Source organism: Pseudomonas sp. R38(2017) (genome assembly GCF_002112395.1).
Lineage (GTDB): Bacteria > Pseudomonadota > Gammaproteobacteria > Pseudomonadales > Pseudomonadaceae > Aquipseudomonas.
Window position 1 is genome coordinate 595152 of sequence record NZ_NEHN01000002.1, and the last position, 19452, is coordinate 614603.

A 19452-nucleotide genomic window follows, 5' to 3' on the forward strand; every position below is an offset into this window, starting at 1 on the left:
CGTCAGGCCTCACGCTTGAGCAACACTCGCGTTACCCGTCGCTCCTCGACCGCCATCACGGTCATCCCCCAACCGGCATGCTCCAGGCGATCGCCCTTCATCGGCAGCCGATCCAGAAGACTCATCACCAACCCGGCGAGGGTCTGGTAATCCTCGGTCGGTTCGGCCGTGAAACCGGTGCGCTGGCGGATCTGCGTCAGATTCAACGCACCGTTCACCACAAACCCGCCCTGCTCCTCGACCACGTCCGGGCCAGCGATTTCACTGGCGTCCGGCAACTCACCGGCGATCGACTCGAGGATGTCGGTCATGGTCAACACGCCGACAAAATCACCGAACTCGTTTACAACGAACGCAATGTGGGTCGACGCAGCGCGCATCTGTTCCAGTGCGTTGAGGATCGAATAGCTGTCGAGCAGGTTCAGCGTCTTGCGCGCCAAGTGTTCAAGGTTCGGCTCGTTACCGGCCAGATACTCCTTGAGCAGCTCCTTCTTGTGTACGAAGCCCAACGGTTCATCCACCGCACCGTTGCGAATCAGCGGCAGACGCGAATAGGAGGAGTGCATCAGTCGCGTACGAATCGCCGCTGCGTCGTCCGCCAGATCAATATGATCGACATCTGCGCGCACGGTCATCAGGGTGCGGATCGGGCGCTCGGCCAGTTGCAGCACGCCGCTGATCATCACCCGTTCGCGACGGTCGAACAGCTCCGCACTGGGTGCTTCGCCATCGTCCAGCAAGTCGGAGATCTCCTCGCCCACTTCTTCCACCGCCAGTTTACGGCCACCCAACAGGCGCATCACTGCATGGGCCGTACGCTCACGCATCGGGCGCAAGCCCTGCATCGAGCGCTTGCGACGGGCCCGGGCAATCTGGTTGAACACTTCGATCAGGATCGAGAAACCAATGGCCGCGTACAGATAGCCTTTCGGGATGTGAAAGCCCAGGCCTTCGGCAGTCAGGGCAAAACCGATCATCATCAGGAAGCCCAGGCACAGCATGATCACCGTCGGGTGCGCGTTGACGAAACGGGTCAGCGGCTTGCTGGCAACGATCATCACACCGATGGACACGACCACCGCGATCATCATCACCGCCAGTTCATCGACCATGCCCACAGCCGTAATCACCGCATCCAGGGAGAACACGGCATCAAGCACGACAATCTGCGCCACGATCGGCCAGAACAACGCATAAGCGGTGTTGGTCGAACGCTCGCCGACGTGGCCCTCCAGCCGTTCGTGCAGTTCCATGGTGGCCTTGAACAACAGGAACACACCACCAAACAACATGATCAGGTCACGGCCGGAGAAGCTCTTGCCGAACACCTCGAACAACGGTGTCGTGAGGGTAACCAGCCAGGAAATACTCGCCAGCAGGCCAAGACGCATGATCAGCGCCAGGCTCAAGCCGATGATTCGTGCGCGGTCGCGCTGATGCGGCGGCAGTTTGTCCGCCAGGATCGCAATGAACACCAGGTTGTCGATACCCAGCACCAGTTCCAGCACGATCAGTGTCAACAAGCCCAGCCATGCCGTGGGATCCGCTAACCATTCCATAATCTGTCTCTATCTCTCTTCAGTGAATTCAGGCTGCCGGACACGGCAAAGTGCGGCGCGAAAGCTCGGAGGCTGCGCCATCAACGATAGTCGGGAGTCGGAAGACTGGATGCTGCGAGTGCGTCAAGACCGCGCCGTGGCGCGAGGGGAACGGGGTTCTTTGAATAGAACTGGGAGGCTCCGAGAGGGTATTCATGCAAATCCTGAATGAAAAAAGGCCTTGAAGCGTACAGGCTCAGATGACTTTTCCTACAGTTGGAAATCATTTCAAAATCTGTACGCCTTCGCCGTCGCGTCAGGATTCCGGGTAGATCGAGGCCAGCACCCGTTCGGCGTTAGCGCCGCAGCTCATGCCTTCGGGTTTGGATTGAATGCTGTCGATCACCTCCAGCAACCGCGCCTTGCTCTGGGCCAGATGCTGTTGCATGACTTCGATCTGCTCGACCTTGCGTGTCAGCCCGTCCACCAGTTCATCGTGCTTGAACTCGCCGGTCCCGGCAGCCGGCAGCAATTGCTTGAGCTCTTCAAGGGAAAACCCGGCCTGTTGGGCACTGCGGATGATGTTCAGGGTTTGCAGCACTTGCGGCGGGTAGCGCCGATAGCCATTACCCAAGCGTTCCACTTTGGGAATCAGACCCTGAGCCTCGTAGAAGCGAATGCTCGAAGCGCTCAGCCCGCTCTGTTGCGCCAGTTCACCAATTTTCATTTCAGCCTCGAATTGCCTGCTTGACATTAAAGTTAACTTTAAGCTTAGCCTCTCTCCATCACTGATGAGGAGTCAAGCAATGTCGCCCTTCCAGATTTTGAAACTACCCAACGGTCAAACCGTCGGCAACCGTATCGCCAAAGCCGCCATGGAAGAAAACCTTGCGGATCGTGACCAGGCACCGTCCCGCGAATTGTTTCGCTTGTATCAAGCCTGGGCCGACGGCGGCGCCGGTTTGTTGCTGACCGGTAACGTCATGATCGACCGCCGCGCCATGACCGGCCCCGGTGGCGTGGTGCTGGAAGACGAACGGCATCTGGACCGTTTCCGTCAGTGGGCCGAAATCGCCCGCAGTGGCGGTGCGCAGGTCTGGGTGCAGCTCAACCATCCTGGCCGCCAGACCTTCGCCAACATGGGCCAGCAAGCGTTGGCGCCGTCAGCCGTGGCGCTGGAAATGGGTTCGTTCTCGAAATTGTTCGCCGAGCCAAAACCGATGACCGAGGACGACATCGAAGATGTGATTCAGCGTTTCGCCAAGAGCGCCGCGCTTGCCGAGAAAGCCGGGTTCACCGGCATCCAGATCCACGCGGCCCACGGTTATCTGCTCAGCCAGTTTCTCTCGCCGCTGACCAATCGTCGCACCGACCGCTGGGGCGGTTCGCTGGAAAACCGTGCACGCCTGTTGCTGTCGGTGATCGAGGCTGTGCGTCAGGCCGTTTCACCGCAGTTCTGCGTTGCAGTGAAACTGAATTCGGCGGACTTCCAGCGCGGCGGTTTCGACACGGACGATGCCCGTCAGGTAATCGAATGGCTCAATGAACAGCCAATCGACCTGCTCGAGCTTTCCGGCGGCAGCTACGAGGCGCCGGCGATGCAAGGCGAAGCCCGCGACGGACGCACCCTGGCCCGTGAGGCATTCTTTCTGGAAATGGCCAGCGAACTGGCCAGCGTCGCCCGCATGCCGGTGATGGTCACCGGCGGTATCCGACGCTTGCCCATCGTCGAACAAGTGCTCGACAGCGGCATCGACATGGCCGGTATCGCCACCGCGCTGGCCATCGAGCCGAGCCTGGTCAAACACTGGCGCGAAGGTCGCCACAGTGAGCCGCAACTGCCGCCGATCCGCTGGAAACGCAAACCGCTGGCCGCGCTGGCGAACATGGCCGTGGTGCGCTTCCAGATGGCGCGCCTGAGCCGGGGCCGCCAGCCGCATCCCGAAGTATCGGCACTCTGGGCACTGATCCGCGACCGGTTGTACCTCAGTCGCCGAACCCGTCAGTACCGTCAGGCGATGGATGTATAAGCGCTAGCGCCCGGCAAACCGCAGACGAGACAGCTGGCGTAAATCCCCTTCGACGTAATAGTCGTTGGTCCAGCTGTCATCCGCCGCCAACGGCTGCACCTGCTTCAACGCCAGTTTCTTCACGAAATAGCGGAAGCGGTAATGCTCGTAGAACCGCAACAGTTCCAGGCCATAGCGATCCGCCAGTTCGGTGTCGCCACGAATGATCAGGAAGTTCTCGTCGTTGCCGTTGCTGGCCGCGGTGCTGAGGTTGTGACTGCCGCTGATAATCGTCGGGCTGTCACTGGTGAAGTCGGTGACGATCGCTTTGGTGTGCACCAGCAGGTTGCCCTTCTGGCCTTTCATGTTCTCTTTCAGCCAGCCTTCCAGCCCGGTGTTGAGCAGCGCGGTGGCAGCGAACTCGGCTGTGCGATCGGCGTGGAATCCGGTGATGCGACTGGCGGTGTTCTGCAGGCCGTAACGCAGGATGTCGTCATGGGGCTGACCGAGCAGCGCGTTGAGAATGGCATCGGGCAAGGTGAACGCGGTGACGAACAGCACGTCCTTCTTCGCCGCGTTGATGATGTCGACGAACTCGCGCAGATCGGCACCACCACTGCGCGGCGAAAACCCCGCAAACAGCGGTTGCGCCGGGTTCATCGGGTTGTGCTGGGTGATCCAGTCCCGGGTGGCGCTGACGTCTGCCGGCGTCGCCCAGACCTGTTCGAAGGTCTGCAAGTAACTGGCCGCGATGGCCGTGTCATCCAGCACATGCACCACGTTAGCCTGGCGATACACGCCGTTGGCGGTGAAGTTGGTACTGCCGCACAGCACGGCCTGGGGCTGCCGCTCACCCCCAGCGATACGGCTGAGGACGATGAACTTGTCGTGGAAAATATCGTGGGTCACCCGCCCGCGTTTGCTGGTTTCCGGCAACTTGGCGAGGCTGGTCTCGTTCATCGTGGTGTCTTCATCGCCGGGCTTGGCGTGATACAAAACCCGCACCTGTACGCCGCGATCGAATGCCGCGTTCACCGTGTCGATGATGGCTTGCAGTTGATATTCGTAGATCGCAATGTCTAGCGCCCACTCGCCATCGGGCGCACGTTCGATGAACCCCTGCAAGCGTCCGAGCAGGCCGTTCTCCAGCCATTGCCGTGCAGCGTCTGGCCAGGCTTCGATGGGCATGTTCTTGTTGGCGCTGATCTGTGCGTCCAGGTCGGGAAACTTGCGCTGGAACGCCTGACTGGCGGCCACGGCGCGGTTGAAGATCACACTCTGATTGCTGGGATGACCGTCGTCGGAGGTAATGCTCAACTCCAGCGACTCCCCCAGCACCGGCGCATCGGCCGTGCCGTAGGCCAGATGTACGCGGTAATGCATGGTCGTCCCGGGATTGACCGCGTAATCGGCCCAGCGAAACTTCTGCAGCGGTGCGATATCACTCGGCGTGGCGTGAAACTGCGGGAAGGTGTGAGCCTTGCCGGGAAAGGTCAGGCTATTGAACAGGAACTGCCACGGTTTGTCGCCCTGCTGCTTCTCGATGGCAAACCCCAGCAGGCCTTTGCGGCGGGGTTCGGCGAGGTCCATCGCCAGTAGCACGCCGTTGGTGCCGGCGTAAGCCTTTACGCGAAAATCGTCCTGAGGATTGGCAACCAGTACGCGCATGATTCACTCCTTGTGATGTGGGCTGGATGCAGCATAGACCTCAGACAGACAATAAATCGTCGATATGCCGGTAATCCGCTTCCAGCGCAGTCGCCAACTGCTTGGCCCGGCCCAGCCGGATCGGCCCGCGCTCGATATCGATCAACAGGCCCGGACAGCCCAGTGCCGGTAATCCCGGCCACTCTTTCAAGCGCCCATCGGTGAGCACCAGCAGACGCTGTTGCTCGGCGGGAAATCGCTTGCGACGCACCGTCAGCCAGTGTCCCGCCTCGTTCAGCGCCGCCAGCAGTGGCGTGCCGCCGCCCGCACCCAAATCATCGAGCCACGTTCGCAATCCGCTGGAAGCCTTCAAACCCTGCACCTGCCATTTCGGCGCTGCCCCACTGGCGGTCAGCAAGGCAAGTCGCGCCCGTTGCCGATAAGCGTCATCGAACAATTGCGCAAGCACGCCTTTGGCATCGCTCAACGCTTGATGACGACGGGTAGAAGCCGAGGCATCGACGATCACCAGCCACAGTTCATGAGGTGTGCGGGTGCGCAGTTGAAACAGCAGATCGGCGCGCACTTTCGGGCATCCATTGAGCAACGTCCCCAGCCAGTTCACCGAGCCACTGCGAGCGGCGTGACGTTTGCCTTGTCGGCCATTGTCCAGGCGTCCGGCGCGGGGTCTGGCATTCGCCCCCGCGTCGGATCGGGGGCGAATGCCTATGGCTTTTTTGGCCAGGCAGGGACTTCGCGGCGCGTGCCAGTGGCGAGTGCCGGCGCCGGCATTTCGCCCCATTGCCCCTGACCTTCACTGGGCTCGGTCTGGGTGCCGGACGGCGATTGCCCCGGAGGTTGGGCACTGGTCGAAGACTGTTCGCGGCGACGATGACGCAAGGCAAATTCAGCCACCGCATCGATGTCTTGCTCGGCGATGGCTTCGGCGCCGCGCCAGGCCGCATGGGCCCGCGCAGCACGCAGCCAGACCAGATCGGCACGCAGGCCATCGACACGGGCCGCAAAGCAACGATCGGTAATCTGCGCCAGCGCCTCATCGTCGAGGGGGATATTCGCCAAGGCATTGCGGGCGTTTTCACAGCGCTCACGCAGGGCTTGTTGCTCGGTTTCCCACTGCCCACAGAAGGCCTGCGGATCGCTGTCGAAGTCCAGCCGACGACGAATGATCTGCCCGCGCTCGACCGGCGCCGTGTGACCGCTCAGGGCGACGTTCAGGCCAAAGCGATCGAGCAGTTGTGGACGCAATTCACCCTCTTCCGGGTTCATCGTACCGATCAGGACAAACTTCGCCGAATGCCGATGGGAAATGCCGTCGCGCTCGATCAGGTTGGTGCCGCTGGCGGCCACGTCGAGCAACAGATCCACCAGATGATCGGGCAGCAGATTCACTTCATCGACATACAACACGCCGCCGTCAGCCTTGGCCAACACACCTGGAGAAAACTGCGCACGACCGTCACTGAGTGCCGCATCCAGATCCAGCGTGCCGACCAGCCGTTCCTCAGTCGCGCCCAATGGCAAGGTGACGAACTGACCGCTGGCCAGCAAATCCGCCAGGCCCCGGGCCAGGGTCGACTTGGCCATGCCACGCGGGCCTTCGATCAGCACGCCGCCGATCTTCGGGTCGATGGCCGTGAGATACAACGCCAGTTTCAGATCATCGGCGCCGACCACCGCAGAGAGCGGGAAATGTGGGATATCGGTCATGTTCAGCTCTCTTCGTCTATATCCAGCAGCAGGTTCTCGAGTGCTTCTTTATAGACACCCGGCTCCTGCCACATCCCGCGCTGCTGCGCTTCGAGCATACGCTCGGTCATGTCGCGCAGCGCGTGGGGATTATGCTCGCGCACGAACTCTCGGGTCGCCGGGTCCAGCAGATAGGCATCGGCCAACAACGCGTACTGGTGATCGTCGATCAGTTGGGTGGTGGCATCGAAGGCAAACAGGTTATCGATGGTCGCCGCCAGTTCGAACGCGCCTTTATAGCCATGGCGTTTGACGCCGTCGATCCATTTCGGATTGGCCGCCCGGGAGCGGATCACCCGGTTCAGCTCTTCTTTCAGGGTGCGGATCTTCGGCAAGTCCGGCTGGCTGTGATCGCCGTGATAACTGGCCGCCGTTTCGCCACGCAGGCTTTCCACGGCGGCGAGCATGCCGCCCTGGAATTGGTAGTAATCATTGGAATCGAGCAAGTCATGCTCGCGGTTGTCCTGGTTTTGCAGTACGGCCTGCACCTGGCTCAGGCGCTGGACGAACTGCTCGCGGGCGGCGGTGCCTTCATCAGAACCGCCGTAAGCGTAGGCGCCCCAGTTCAGGTAGACCTCGGCCAGATCCTCGCGGCTTTGCCACAGACGACCATCGATGGCGCCCTGCACGCCCGCGCCGTAGGCTCCGGGTTTGGCACCGAAGATCCGCCAGCCGGCCTGACGTCGCGCAGCGTCCTCATCCAGACCCGATTGCCGCAACGCCTCGCGCTCGGCACGCACTTTGGCGGCCAATGGGTTGAGATCGTCCGGTTCGTCCAGCTCCGCCACGGCTTGTACGGCGGCGTCGAACAGGCGGATCAGGTTGGCGAACGCGTCGCGGAAAAATCCGGAGACCCGCAGCGTGACATCGACCCGAGGCCGGTCGAGCAGGCTCAGCGGCAGAATCTCGAAATCATCGACCCGCTGACTGCCCGTGGCCCACACCGGTCGCACGCCCATCAGCGCCATGGCCTGGGCGATGTCATCGCCGCCGGTGCGCATGGTTGCGGTACCCCAGACCGACAGCCCGAGCTGGCGTAGATGGTCGCCGTGATCCTGCAGGTGTCGCTCCAGAATCAACGTGGCCGACTGGAAGCCAATCCGCCATGCGGTGGTAGTCGGCAGGTTGCGCACGTCCACCGAATAAAAATTGCGCCCGGTTGGCAGCACATCAAGACGACCGCGGCTCGGTGCGCCGCTCGGGCCGGCCGGGACGAAACGGCCGCTCAGAGCGTCGAGCAAGCCGCGCATTTCGGCCGGGCCGCAGGCGTCCAGACGCGGGGCGATCACCTCGCGCAGCGCTTGGATGATCGCCTGCACATCTGACCAGCCTGCAGCGTCCAGTTGCGCCACATCACCCACCAGCGACTGCTCGATCAAATGCGCCGCGAACAACTCAAGACGCTCGCGAGTGTCTCCTGCGGTGCGCCAGACCTCATCGCTAACCGACAGCAGCTCAATTGGACGCGGGCCGGCCCAGGGATCAGCCAGTGCGCAATCCAGCGGATCGAACCCCAACTCAAACGCCTTCGCCACCGCCCGCAGCAGACTCGATTGTGCACCCTTGCCATCGCCACGAGGAATCCGCAGCAGCGCAAGCAGAGTGTCGATGCGCAGCCGCCCACTCGGCGACTCGCCAAAAATGTGCAGACCATCGCGAATTTGCGATTCCTTCAGATCACACAGATAAGTGTCCAGACGCGGCAGCCAGATCGCCGCATCGGCATCGCTGTCGAGGCCTTCGTCCAGTTGCAGTTCGCGATCGATCTGCGTGTCACGCACCAGTTGCAGGATGTCGCGCTGCAACTCACGGGCGCGGCGCGGATCAAGCAATTGCGCTTCGTAATACTCGTCGGCGAGCAGTTCGAGATTGCGCAATGGGCCGTAGGTTTCGGCACGGGTCAGCGGCGGCATCAAGTGATCGATGATCACCGCCTGAGTGCGGCGTTTGGCCTGGGCGCCCTCGCCCGGGTCGTTGACGATGAACGGATAGATGTTCGGCAGCGGCCCGAGCAGTGCATCCGGCCAGCAGTTCTCCGACAAGCCCACGCCTTTGCCCGGCAGCCATTCGAGGTTGCCATGCTTGCCAACGTGGATCACGCCATGAGCGCCGTAGGTCTGGCGCAGCCAGAAATAGAACGCGAGGTACGCGTGCGGCGGCACCAGATCCGGGTCGTGATACACCGCGCTCGGATCGACCTGATAACCCCGCGCCGGTTGAATACCGACGAAGGTCAGGCCAAAACGCAGGCCGGCGATCATCATCCGCCCGTCACGGCACATCGGATCGTTTTGCGGCGCCCCCCAACGCTCCAGAACCGCCGTGCGATTGGCTTCGGGCAGCGCGTTGAACATCGTCAGGTAGTCGCCCATCGCCAGGCTCTGCTGGCACGGGCGCTGATCGAGGGTGTCGAGGTCGTTGCTGACCCCGCCGAGCAGTTGTCGGATCAACTCGGTGCCGCTGTCCGGCAGTTCGGCCGGCAATGGATAACCCTCAACTTGCAACGCCCGCAGAATATTCAGCGCGGCGGCCGGCGTATCAAGGCCGACGCCGTTACCGATGCGTCCATCCCGAGTCGGGTAATTGGCAAGGATCAGGGCGATCCGCTTTTCAGTGTTAGGCACCCGAGCCAGATCGACCCAGCGCCGCGCCAGTTCGGCGACGAAATCCATGCGCTCAGGCTGCGCCCGATAACACACCACGTCGGACTGACTGCGCTCGCTGCGCCACGCCAGGTCCTTGAAGCTGATCGGCCGACTGATAATCCGGCCGTCCAGCTCCGGCAAGGCGATGTGCATCGCCAGATCTCGCGGACCGAGGCCTTGCTCGCTCTCGCGCCATCCGGGCTCATTGTCCTGCGCACAAATCGCCTGAATCACCGGAATGTTGCGACGGAACGGCCGCAGATGCGGCGCTTCGGGGCTGGACTGGGCGAAACCGGTGGTGTTCAGAATCACCCCCGCCTCGACCTCATCCAGCCAGTCCTCGACCGCCGACAGGCAGCCGGGCTCTTTCAGACTGGCCACGGCAATCGGCAGCGGATTGAGTCCGGCAGCCTGCAACCGTTGGCAGAACACGTCGATAAACGCCGTGTTGGCCGCTTGCAAATGCGAGCGGTAAAACAACACCGCCGCGGCCGGTTGAGCGGGCAGCCAATCGGCTTGCCAGTCACTCAGTTCGGCGGTGTTTTTGTTCGGGTGGTAAATCGCCGTGCGCGGCAGCGTTTGCGGCTCGCCCCACACGTAATCCCGCTCCAGCCAGCGATTGGCCAGACAGTGGAAGAAGTCCAGCGCATTGCCCATGCCGCCCTGACGCAGGAACTGCCAGAGCCGGTCACGATCCTCGGCGCCTACGGTGCTCAAGCCGCTAAGCTCCGGGTCGGGCCGATCATCGCCCGGCACCAGAATCACCTGCACGCCACGCTCGGACAATTCCACCAGCCGCTCGACGCCATAACGCCAATAAGCGATGCCGCCGTGCAGCGAAATCAGAATGACCTTGGCGTGACGCAGCACTTCGTCGACGTACAGGTCGACCGACGCATGGTTCTGCACCTGCATCGGATTGGCCAGGCGCACGCTAGGGTAATCGTCAGGCAGTTGCTGCGCCGCTTCGGCGAGCAGCGCCAGGCTGGAATCGCCGCTGCACAGGATCACCAGCTCGGCGGGGGTTTGTCCAAGGTCGGCAATGTTGTCATCCGACACGAAACCGCCGGGCTGGGTCCTGAGCAGGTGCATGGCTTAAACGCTGAGCGCGGCGCGCAGTTGCGCTTCGAGCTTGGCCGCGTCCAGTTCCTGGCCGATCAATACCAGACGCGTCACGCGCGATTCATCGCCCCCCCACTGACGGTCGAAGTGCTTGTCGAAACGCGTGCCCACGCCTTGAATCAGCAGGCGCATCGGCTTGTTCGGGATCGCCGCGAAGCCTTTGACCCGCAGGATGCCGTGCTGAACAACCAGTTGCGTCAGCGCATCGAGCAGCAGGCTTTCATCGGCTTGCGGCAGTTCGATGGAGATCGAGTCGAAGGCGTCGTGATCGTGGTCGTCGTGATCGTCATCGCCTTCACCGTGGTGGTGATCGTGATGGCTGTGGCGGCTGTCGATGTGTTCTTCGGAGCCTGCGCCGAGGCCGATCAGAACGTCCAGCGGCAGACGACCGTTGCTGGCTTCGATGATTTTCACGGCTGGCGGCAGCTCTTCGGCGACTTCCAGACGCACACGAGCGAGGTCTTCAGGGCTGGTCTGGTCGGCCTTGTTGAGAATCACCAGGTCGGCGCTGGCCAGTTGATCGGCGAACAGTTCGTGCAGGGGCGATTCGTGGTCCAGGTTCGGGTCGAGTTTGCGCTGTGCATCGACCTGATCCGGGAACGCGGCGAAGGTGCCAGCGGCCACGGCCGGGCTGTCGACCACGGTGATCACCGCGTCAACCGTGCAGGCGCTGCGGATTTCCGGCCACTGGAAGGCTTGCACCAGTGGTTTCGGCAGGGCCAGGCCCGAAGTTTCGATCAGGATGTGGTCGAGGTCGCCGCGACGGGCTACCAACTCGCGCATCACCGGGAAGAACTCTTCCTGAACGGTGCAGCACAGGCAGCCGTTAGCCAGTTCATAGACTCGGCCGGTGGCTTCTTCTTCAGTGCAGCCGATGGTGCACTGCTTGAGGATTTCACCGTCGATGCCCAACTCGCCAAATTCGTTGACGATCACCGCGATGCGGCGGCCCTGAGCGTTGTCGAGCATGTGCCGCAGCAAAGTGGTTTTACCCGAGCCGAGGAAACCGGTGACGATGGTGACGGGGAGTTTGGCCAGTGTTTTCATCGGATGCCCTTTGGCAAGGTGGCGGGCATACGGGACGAGGCCGGCAACGCGTGTGCGTGCCTGGAGAGTTCGCCACCGGATCACCCCGCCCGGTTGAAAGTGAGAATCTGTGACGAGGCAGGTCTCCTGGCTGACGGTGTTCGGGCCTTGGCCCGGTATTCGCTGCGCCTTCCCGCTGGCTCTGGATTGAGTTGGCAGTGGCGTAGCAGCGAACGGCACCGTTCACAGTTGCGGGGGCAGCCGCGGCTTGGACCGCGTTCCCTTCTTAGCTTCGGCGTGGGCCGAAGAACCTCGAAAGCGCAAGGCTACGCAGGGTGTGGGGATGGGTCAATGGTTCGTGGAGTTTGGGAACGAGAGCATATCCGTTGCTTCGGGTGCTGCCGCTGGCGGTTTCGCTCTTACAGCGAGTCCCTTTTTCAAACGCCAAAAAGGAACCAAAAGGCTTTTGCCCCGGCGTACGGCACTTCGCTTAGGCTCAGTGTTCCCTCGCTACGGTGTCCATCAGGGGGCATCGCCTACGGTTTGCTTCGCTGCACCTCCTCTCGATGTATGCGGCTTCGCCGCACGGCGCTACGCGCCTACCCCCTGATGAACACCTCCGCTCGGCCTGCCGAAGGGGCAAAAAATCAAAAGCCAGAGCCAGAGCAGAAGCCAGATCAAAAGCCCCTCACCACGATGAGCGTTAGCTCAAGTACCGCTTTTGATCTCAAGGCCCATCGGCAGGCTGAGTGGAGGGATTGATTCGGGGTGGGAGCGCAGCGACCGTTTGGCGAAGCCAAACACATCGAGAGGAGGTGCAGCGAAGCAAACCGTAGGCGATGCCCCCGGATCGATCCCGGAGCGAAGGAACCCCGAGCCTCAGCGAGGGGCCGTACGTCAGGGTGAAGCCTTTTGGGTTACCTTTTCGGCGTTTGGAAAAGGTGACCCGCCGTAAGGGCGGAACCCTAAGTGGCCATAACCGCAGCAACGGATATGCCCACAAAAACGGATATGCCCACAAAATTGACTAAATTCCCCAACCCATGCTCTCCTACACAACTTGTTACGGGTGCCCTTCACAGGGTGAAACGGGAAACCGGTGAATCATGTGCTTTACTCTAAAGCCATGTCAGTCCGGTGCTGCCCCCGCAACGGTAAGCGAGCGAAGCGTCAGATCCACTGTGCCCACGGGCATGGGAAGGTGACGCTTGTGCAGGTCGGCAGACAGCCACCCCTCGTGAGCCCGGAGACCGGCCCGCAACACACAGTGCGCATCCTGCGTCACTGAACATAACAAACCCGCGGTGGGCGGGCGCTGTTCGAACCCCTGCGTGCCCGACTCGCAGGGGTTTTCATGCGCACCGTTCACCCGCTGACACACCAGAGGGAAGCGCCATGTCGATCATCAGCAGCACCGGCAGCAACACGGACAAAATCTCCAGCACCACCACCCTGAGCCAACGCCTGACCGCTGCGATCTTCGCGTCGATCCTGGGTGCCAGCCTGGTCTACTTCGCCGGTTTCTCGCACATCGAAGCGGTTCACAACGCCGCGCACGATACCCGCCACAGCGCTGCGTTCCCGTGCCACTGAGACCTGACGACATGATCAAGCGTATTGCGCAGACCGCAGGTTTCACCGGCCTTCTGGCTGCCCTGCTTCTGACGTTGCTGCAAAGCTTCTGGGTATCGCCGCTGATTCTTCAGGCCGAGACCTTCGAGAAAGCCGAACCGGTGGCCGAAGTCCACGAACACGCCTCCGGTACCGCCGCCCACACCCACGATGCCGAAGCCTGGGAGCCGAAAGACGGCTGGCAGCGAGTGGTTTCCACCACCGGCGGCAATCTGGTCGTTGCCGTGGGTTTCGCCCTGATGCTGGCCGGTCTGTACACCCTGCGTGCGCCGACCAAGACCTCGCAAGGCCTGCTCTGGGGGCTGGCCGGTTATGCGACTTTCGTGCTCGCCCCGACACTGGGCCTGCCGCCCGAGCTGCCGGGCACCGCCGCCGCCGACCTGGCATCGCGCCAGATGTGGTGGATCGGCACCGCCGCGTCAACCGCTGTCGGCCTGGCGTTGATCGCGTTCGGTGGCAACTGGCTGCTGAAGATCCTCGGCGTAGCGATCCTTGCTGTGCCGCACGTGATCGGCGCTCCGCAACCGGAAGTGCACTCGATGCTTGCTCCGGTAGCACTGGAAGCCCAGTTCAAAATCGCTTCGCAGCTGACCAACGTGGCGTTCTGGCTGGCCCTCGGCCTGATCAGCGCCTGGTTGTTCCGCCGCAAAAGCGATGGTCAATACCACGCATGACCGATGACAGCGCAGCGCCGACCCTGGTGGTCGGCCTGGGCTGCCAGCGCGGCTGCCCGGCCAGTACGCTGCGCGCCTTGCTCGACCAGGCCTTACAGGCCCATCGCATCGAACTCGAAGCGGTCAAGGCTTTGGCCAGCATCGACTTGAAACGCGACGAACCCGGCCTGCAGGAACTGGCGGCTCAACTGGCGCTGCCGTTGCTGTACTTCAGCAGCGAAGAACTGGCCAGTTATCAGCAACGACTGAGTCACCATTCACAGATCGCCTTCGAACGCACCGGTTGCTACGGCGTGGCGGAAAGCGCTGCATTGGCGCTCGCCGAACAGCTGATTCAAGCCCCGGCAAAACTGCTGATATCCCGGCAAAAATACGCCCAGGCCACACTGGCATTGGCCGGCGCAGCGTAAATTTCCGATAATCCCCGCTTTCGATCATGAGCGTTCTTCATCTGAAGCGCTCTTGAAGCCTCGACCTACCCTACTTTCACAGGATCCAACGATGACCGTTTACTTCATCGGCGCCGGCCCCGGCGATCCGGAATTGATCACCGTCAAAGGCCAGCGGCTGATCCGCAGCTGCCCGGTGATCATCTACGCTGGTTCACTGGTGCCGGCGGCGGTGCTGGAAGGTCATTCGGCTGAAACCGTAGTCAACAGCGCCGAACTGCATCTGGAACAGATCATCGACCTGATCAAGACCGCCCACACCAAGGGCCAGGATGTGGCGCGAGTACATTCGGGCGATCCGGGCCTGTATGGTGCCATCGGCGAGCAGATTCGTTATCTGCGCGAGCTGCAAATCCCGTTCGAAATCATCCCCGGTGTAACGGCAACCGCCGCCTGCGCCGCGCTACTGGGCGCCGAACTCACCCTGCCGGACATCTCGCAAAGCGTGATCCTGACCCGTTATGCGGACAAGACTGCGATGCCTGCCGGCGAAGAACTGGGCAACCTGGCGCAGCACGCGGCGACCATGGCGATTCATCTGGGGGTCAATCATCTGGAGAAGATCCTCGCCGAGTTGCTGCCGCACTATGGCGCGGACTGCCCGATCGCCGTGATCCACCGGGCGACCTGGCCGGATCAGGATTGGGTCGTCGGGACGCTGGAGGACATTGCCGAAAAGGTTGCCGACAAGGGCTTTCGGCGTACAGCACTGATTCTGGTCGGCCGGGTGTTGGGCAGCGATCACTTCAGTGAATCGTCACTGTATCGCGCGGGGCATGCACATTTGTATCGACCATAAAAAACGGCGCTCACGGGGCGCCGTTTTTTATGCCGCAGCGAACGCCTTAGTAGTAGGCGTTTTCTTTCTGCGTGTGGTCGGTCACGTCGCGAACGCCCTTGAGCTCCGGAATGCGCTCGAGCAAGGTGCGTTCGATGCCTTCCTTCAGGGTCACGTCCGCCTGGCCGCAGCCTTGGCAACCGCCGCCGAACTGCAGCACGGCAATGCCGTCTTCAACCACATCGATCAGGCTGACCTGACCGCCGTGGCTGGCGAGCCCCGGGTTGATTTCGGTTTGCAGGTAATAGTTGATGCGCTCGTTGATCGGGCTGTCGGCGTTGACCATCGGAACCTTGGCGTTTGGTGCCTTGATGGTCAGCTGGCCGCCCATGCGGTCGGTGGCGTAGTCGACGACGGCATCGTCGAGGAACGCTTCGCTGAACGAGTCGATGTAGGCAGTGAAGCTTTTCAGCCCCAGCGCTGTGTCTTCAGGTTTCTCTTCGCCCGGCTTGCAATAGGCAATGCAGGTTTCGGCGTACTGGGTGCCAGGCTGGGTGATGAAAACGCGGATGCCGATGCCCGGGGTGTTCTGCTTGGACAGCAGATCGGCCAGGTAATCATGGGCGGCGTCGGTAATGGTAATAGCGGTCATGGAAACTCCTCGCAGGCTTGGGCGGAGTTTACGCCAATCGGCGCGCGGCACAAAGTCCCAGTATTTACGTAGGAATAGTTCGCAATCGCCTAATCCGCTGGTTTGCCGTCGATTCGCGTTCTAAGCCATTGATAACTGCGCTTTTCTACCCATTGATAACTCAACCAGGAGCCCACGCCAATCGCCACGGCACACAGGAGGAACATCAAATATGGATTGATCCCATAGCGATGTGCCAGAAATCCGCCAGCAGATAACACCAGAACATGCATCAGATAAACCGAGTAGGAACAGTCGCCCAGCAGCTTGAGCACACGGTTGCGTTCGACATGCCGCTCCAGCGCCATACACGCCATGACCAGCACCGCACTTGGAACGCCCCAGTTCAGCAACCGGGGCGATGGCGGCAGATAATAGATAGCCAGTAACGCCGCGCCGATCACCGTCAGCGCCATCCACAAACCCTGTCCGATCCAGCCCCTGCGATACAGCATGCCGATACCGATGCCGAGCAGAAATTCATAGACGATATCCGAACGATAGAACTCACTGACCCAGCCAAACCCGGTCCAGGCCTGGCACACGGTGAACAGCAACGCACCAACCACCAGCAAGCGGACGTTCAACCGGAACAGCAATGCCCATGCAAACAGCACGTAGAACAACATTTCATAATTGAGTGTCCAGCCGACATTCAGGGTCGGATAGATCCCGTAGCCGCCGGGGTTTTCCGTCGGGATAAACAGCAACGACAGGAGCAAATGACGCCAGTCCACCGTCTGATCCGGCAGCAGCGGTTGGGTAAACACCACCAGTAATGCCATCAGCACGGTGTAGAGCCAATACGCCGGGACAATGCGAAACAGTCGATACAGCAGAAACCGCGCCGGTGGCAGCGCCTTCCCTTCGGTGGACAGAAAAATCACCAGCCCACTGATCACGAAAAAGATATCGACGCCCACCGCGCCTTTGTCGATGAACAGCTGCCCTATCGGCCCGCGCGCCTTGAAGTCGAAGAAAATCTGCATGAAGTGATGGCAGACCACCGCCCACGCGGCGAGCGCTCGCAGGGCCTGCACTGAAATCAACATCGATGGCGCTCCCGATCCCGTCCTACACAGGATTGGGACAGCGGCCGTCGATCAAACGATCAAAGATTCTCGTACCGGTTCATATCCAGCACGCCCTCTTCCACCGGGTCGGTTTCGTGGATGTACTGGCTCAGGTCATGGAAATAGAACCAGAACTGCGGATGGCTGCGACGAATGCCCCAGCGTTCGACGATCTTCTCGAACTGCGGTGCATCCTTGGCGCTTTCCATGGCATCGACAAACGCCGGAACCTGATCCGCCGGGATGTTGAACATGAAGTTCGGATAACTGCTGAGCACGCCCGGATAAATGGTCAGGGTATCGAGCCCCGGCTGATAGCGCAGCGATTCACCGAGCAGGAACGCCACGTTGCTGTGGGCGCGGTTGCGCAGCAGGCTGTAGACCTCACGCTTGCCGCTGCGGGTTTCGATGCGCAGCATCGTCGCTTCCGGCAATTGATCGATCACCTTCAGACCGGCTGCAGGACGCGCCGTCAGGCGGCTCAGGGCCTGTTCGGCGTTTTGCAGCGCCGGGTCGATGTTCGGCCGCGAGCAGTAGGCATCCACGCAGCGGTTGATCGGATCGGGCCGCGCGTTGAGGTCGCCGTAGCGAGCGAGCAACTGCATGGCGAAATCGTGTTTCGGGTCTTTTTCGTCGAGTTTCAGCGCGGTTGGCTTGTCGTCGTCGATGGACTCGTAATCCAGCCACATCTTGAACTGGCCGCTGCTCTGATACCAATCGTCGAGGTAATCCTCGCGGGAATCGGCCGGCATCAGGCGCAGGAAGTTCTGTTCGGCGCCATTGCGGATCAAGTCGAAGTACAGCCGTGTCTGCGCCTGATGGGAGACGTTGCCGAACACATCGAAGTTGACTGCCAACTGGTAGTAAGTGCGTTCCAAAAGCGGATAGTCGAACAGCCACATGGTTTGTGGCACTTCACCGATCAGGCCTTTGGTCACCGAGGCGCTGTCGAAGTGGCGGAAGATACTCAGCAGCGCATTGTCGTTACCCGCCCACAGGGTCGACCAGCTCGGCGCCGGCAGTTCGGCGTAGCTGTCCCGGCGCAGGGCTTCGTACTTGTTGCGCTTGTTGCGATAGTCGTGCCACAGGCTCAGGACGCTGCCGACATCGTCGTTCTGCCCCGGCATCGCCAGCAACGGTGTGGCCTGGCCGCGATAATTCGGGTCGGTGATGTACAGGTCATGTTCCGGCGCCTGGAACAGCGCCCAGAAGTTGTCGCGGATCACGTCGGTTGCGATCTGCCCACGGCACACCGGGCCGCGAATAAATGTACGCACGAAGTATTCGGCGTTATCGAGCATGAACTGATACCGCGCCTGCGCCGGAATCGCCTCGAAGGTCGCGAACGGATTGGCCCGGCTCTGCGGCCCGTAACCCGGCAACGCATGCACCTGCCAATTGCCGTTGTAGAACAGGCTTTTGACCCGCGCCATCTTCGCCGCACTCAGCGGATAAGTGATGTGGGTCTTGTGCACGATCACGCCCTGCACCGGCCACAGGCGGTAATACACCTGGGTGCCCGGGTCGTCATTCGGACGGCGGGTAGCAATCAGATCGATCGGCTGGCCGGTCGGCGTGCGCGAACGCACCCACTGGAAGAAATGCCCCGGCTCACCGTCCTTGAAGTAGATGTGCGCCAGAAACCAGTGTTCGAACAACCAGCGCCCGACCAGACTTTCCCGCGCCCCTGGCTGGTTGAGCAGGTTTTCCCACTGCACGATCTGCAGCGCTTCCTTGGCGCTCGGCGCCAGGCCTTGCTCATCGATCGGCGCGCCGGACGCCAGCCAGCGCTGCAACGTCTGATATTGCTGATCGGACAGGCCGGTCACCGCCAGCGGCATGCCCTCTTTCGGGTGAGCACCGGCATAGCCGTCAAATTCGACAGGCATCGCGCACATGTTTTCCCGCTGCAGACCGAGGACGATGTCTTCCGGCAGTTTGGCATTGGGAGTCAGTGGCGTTTTGTGCCCCAGCTCCAGCATGCGCGCCATCAGCGCCGCCTGACTGCCCTGGGCGTCGAGCACAGAATAGAAGTCTTTCTGCTGCCAGGCACGCTTGCCAAAAGCGTCGTAGAACAGCCGCGTGGTCGGCGCCGCCTGAGTGCGCTCGCCGTCGTAGACCGGCATTTTGCTTGCGCCCCGGGCCGCGCCCTCACCGCTGCCCAGGTTCAATTGGCAGGCGGAGTCGTAGCACGCGTGGCAGGCCACGCACTTCTCGGTGAAGATCGGCTGGATGTCGCGAGTGTAAGAAATGGAAGGCGAGATCGCAGGACTTTGCGCCGCCGCGCCAAAGCTCAAAAACAGCAACACCATGCTGACGACGCGGTACGACATTTCCCTGATCCTGATCCTGAATAAAAAACGCCGCGATTCTACCGTTATGACGCCCGTGCCAACATGAG

15 protein-coding genes and 2 riboswitches are annotated in these 19452 nt (G+C 61.5%); of the genes, 5 read left to right on the top strand and 10 right to left on the bottom strand.

Annotation, left to right across the window (positions count from 1 at the left end; all coding sequences use genetic code 11):
- Window positions 1-2: 2 nt before the first annotated feature.
- Window positions 3-1559: a TerC family protein gene (locus CAF87_RS06335; RefSeq protein WP_085730761.1), complete on the bottom strand. Its 1557-nt coding sequence runs from the start codon at window positions 1557-1559 to the stop codon at window positions 3-5.
- A 295-nt stretch (window positions 1560-1854) separates the two neighbouring features.
- Complete coding sequence (locus CAF87_RS06340) at window positions 1855-2265, bottom strand: MerR family transcriptional regulator (RefSeq protein WP_085731254.1); 411 nt, start codon at window positions 2263-2265, stop codon at window positions 1855-1857.
- A gap of 79 nt (window positions 2266-2344) precedes the next feature.
- Here CAF87_RS06340 and CAF87_RS06345 point away from each other — a divergent pair, with 79 nt between their 5' ends.
- Complete coding sequence (locus tag CAF87_RS06345; RefSeq protein WP_085730760.1) at window positions 2345-3568, top strand: NADH:flavin oxidoreductase/NADH oxidase family protein; 1224 nt, start codon at window positions 2345-2347, stop codon at window positions 3566-3568.
- Window positions 3569-3571: 3 nt separating this feature from the next.
- On the opposite strand, the gene CAF87_RS06350 is transcribed toward CAF87_RS06345, so the two are convergent.
- From CAF87_RS06350 to cobW, 5 genes are read right to left on the bottom strand one after another with little or no spacing between them, the layout of a single operon-like run.
- Window positions 3572-5215, bottom strand: coding sequence for a phospholipase D-like domain-containing protein (locus CAF87_RS06350; protein ID WP_085730759.1), 1644 nt, complete (start codon window positions 5213-5215; stop codon window positions 3572-3574).
- A 40-nt stretch (window positions 5216-5255) separates the two neighbouring features.
- A complete protein-coding gene (locus tag CAF87_RS06355) occupies window positions 5256-5996 on the bottom strand; it encodes a VWA domain-containing protein (protein ID WP_170929562.1) in 741 nt (246 codons plus the stop codon).
- On the bottom strand, window positions 5921-6922 hold the full coding sequence (locus tag CAF87_RS06360; protein ID WP_085730758.1) for an ATP-binding protein: 1002 nt from the start codon (window positions 6920-6922) through the stop codon (window positions 5921-5923). The genes CAF87_RS06355 and CAF87_RS06360 overlap by 76 nt, the downstream gene beginning before the upstream one ends.
- A 2-nt stretch (window positions 6923-6924) precedes the next feature.
- On the bottom strand, window positions 6925-10698 hold the full coding sequence (cobN, locus tag CAF87_RS06365) for a cobaltochelatase subunit CobN (protein WP_085730757.1): 3774 nt from the start codon (window positions 10696-10698) through the stop codon (window positions 6925-6927).
- A gap of 3 nt (window positions 10699-10701) precedes the next feature.
- Entirely contained in the window at window positions 10702-11775 is a 1074-nt protein-coding gene (cobW, locus tag CAF87_RS06370) for a cobalamin biosynthesis protein CobW (RefSeq protein WP_085730756.1), read from the bottom strand.
- A 98-nt stretch (window positions 11776-11873) separates the two neighbouring features.
- Window positions 11874-12084: riboswitch (cobalamin riboswitch) on the bottom strand.
- A gap of 720 nt (window positions 12085-12804) precedes the next feature.
- Window positions 12805-13028: riboswitch (cobalamin riboswitch) on the top strand.
- A gap of 121 nt (window positions 13029-13149) precedes the next feature.
- On the opposite strand from cobW, the gene CAF87_RS06375 reads away from it, so the two are divergent.
- The 4 genes from CAF87_RS06375 to cobM all read left to right on the top strand — a co-directional run bounded on the left by CAF87_RS06375 (window position 13150) and on the right by cobM (window position 15308).
- Window positions 13150-13347 carry a CbtB domain-containing protein gene (locus tag CAF87_RS06375; protein ID WP_016983301.1) on the top strand — a complete coding sequence of 66 codons (198 nt, stop codon included), beginning with the start codon at window positions 13150-13152 and terminating at the stop codon, window positions 13345-13347.
- An 11-nt stretch (window positions 13348-13358) separates the two neighbouring features.
- A complete protein-coding gene (locus CAF87_RS06380; RefSeq protein ID WP_085730755.1) occupies window positions 13359-14060 on the top strand; it encodes a CbtA family protein in 702 nt (233 codons plus the stop codon).
- The gene (locus tag CAF87_RS06385; protein ID WP_085730754.1) at window positions 14057-14470 is read left to right on the top strand and encodes a cobalamin biosynthesis protein; all 414 of its coding nucleotides are present in this window, start codon (window positions 14057-14059) and stop codon (window positions 14468-14470) included. The genes CAF87_RS06380 and CAF87_RS06385 overlap by 4 nt, the downstream gene beginning before the upstream one ends.
- Before the next feature lie 91 nt (window positions 14471-14561).
- The gene (gene cobM / locus CAF87_RS06390; RefSeq protein WP_085730753.1) at window positions 14562-15308 is read left to right on the top strand and encodes a precorrin-4 C(11)-methyltransferase; all 747 of its coding nucleotides are present in this window, start codon (window positions 14562-14564) and stop codon (window positions 15306-15308) included.
- Window positions 15309-15354: 46 nt separating this feature from the next.
- Here cobM and nfuA read toward each other — a convergent pair whose 3' ends face one another.
- From nfuA to CAF87_RS06405, 3 genes are all read right to left on the bottom strand, one after another.
- Window positions 15355-15939, bottom strand: coding sequence for a Fe-S biogenesis protein NfuA (nfuA, locus tag CAF87_RS06395; protein WP_007959519.1), 585 nt, complete (start codon window positions 15937-15939; stop codon window positions 15355-15357).
- A gap of 89 nt (window positions 15940-16028) precedes the next feature.
- Window positions 16029-17030: an acyltransferase gene (locus CAF87_RS06400; RefSeq protein WP_085730752.1), complete on the bottom strand. Its 1002-nt coding sequence runs from the start codon at window positions 17028-17030 to the stop codon at window positions 16029-16031.
- A gap of 59 nt (window positions 17031-17089) precedes the next feature.
- Window positions 17090-19384 carry a fatty acid cis/trans isomerase gene (locus CAF87_RS06405; RefSeq protein WP_085730751.1) on the bottom strand — a complete coding sequence of 765 codons (2295 nt, stop codon included), beginning with the start codon at window positions 19382-19384 and terminating at the stop codon, window positions 17090-17092.
- Between the last annotated feature and the right edge of the window lie 68 nt (window positions 19385-19452).

Excerpts from the sequence above, each read along its gene's own strand:
- CAF87_RS06355 (WP_170929562.1), bottom strand. The coding sequence starts at position 5,996 with ATGGGGCGAAATGCCGGCGCCGGCACTCGCCACTGGCACGCGCCGCGA.
- CAF87_RS06400 (WP_085730752.1), bottom strand. The coding sequence starts at position 17,030 with ATGTTGATTTCAGTGCAGGCCCTGCGAGCGCTCGCCGCGTGGGCGGTG.
- CAF87_RS06350 (WP_085730759.1), bottom strand. The coding sequence starts at position 5,215 with ATGCGCGTACTGGTTGCCAATCCTCAGGACGATTTTCGCGTAAAGGCT.
- CAF87_RS06375 (WP_016983301.1), top strand. The coding sequence starts at position 13,150 with ATGTCGATCATCAGCAGCACCGGCAGCAACACGGACAAAATCTCCAGC.
- CAF87_RS06345 (WP_085730760.1), top strand. The coding sequence starts at position 2,345 with ATGTCGCCCTTCCAGATTTTGAAACTACCCAACGGTCAAACCGTCGGC.
- CAF87_RS06340 (WP_085731254.1), bottom strand. The coding sequence starts at position 2,265 with ATGAAAATTGGTGAACTGGCGCAACAGAGCGGGCTGAGCGCTTCGAGC.
- cobN (WP_085730757.1), bottom strand. The coding sequence starts at position 10,698 with ATGCACCTGCTCAGGACCCAGCCCGGCGGTTTCGTGTCGGATGACAAC.
- cobM (WP_085730753.1), top strand. The coding sequence starts at position 14,562 with ATGACCGTTTACTTCATCGGCGCCGGCCCCGGCGATCCGGAATTGATC.
- nfuA (WP_007959519.1), bottom strand. The coding sequence starts at position 15,939 with ATGACCGCTATTACCATTACCGACGCCGCCCATGATTACCTGGCCGAT.
- CAF87_RS06360 (WP_085730758.1), bottom strand. The coding sequence starts at position 6,922 with ATGACCGATATCCCACATTTCCCGCTCTCTGCGGTGGTCGGCGCCGAT.
- CAF87_RS06385 (WP_085730754.1), top strand. The coding sequence starts at position 14,057 with ATGACCGATGACAGCGCAGCGCCGACCCTGGTGGTCGGCCTGGGCTGC.
- CAF87_RS06380 (WP_085730755.1), top strand. The coding sequence starts at position 13,359 with ATGATCAAGCGTATTGCGCAGACCGCAGGTTTCACCGGCCTTCTGGCT.
- CAF87_RS06405 (WP_085730751.1), bottom strand. The coding sequence starts at position 19,384 with ATGTCGTACCGCGTCGTCAGCATGGTGTTGCTGTTTTTGAGCTTTGGC.
- cobW (WP_085730756.1), bottom strand. The coding sequence starts at position 11,775 with ATGAAAACACTGGCCAAACTCCCCGTCACCATCGTCACCGGTTTCCTC.
- CAF87_RS06335 (WP_085730761.1), bottom strand. The coding sequence starts at position 1,559 with ATGGAATGGTTAGCGGATCCCACGGCATGGCTGGGCTTGTTGACACTG.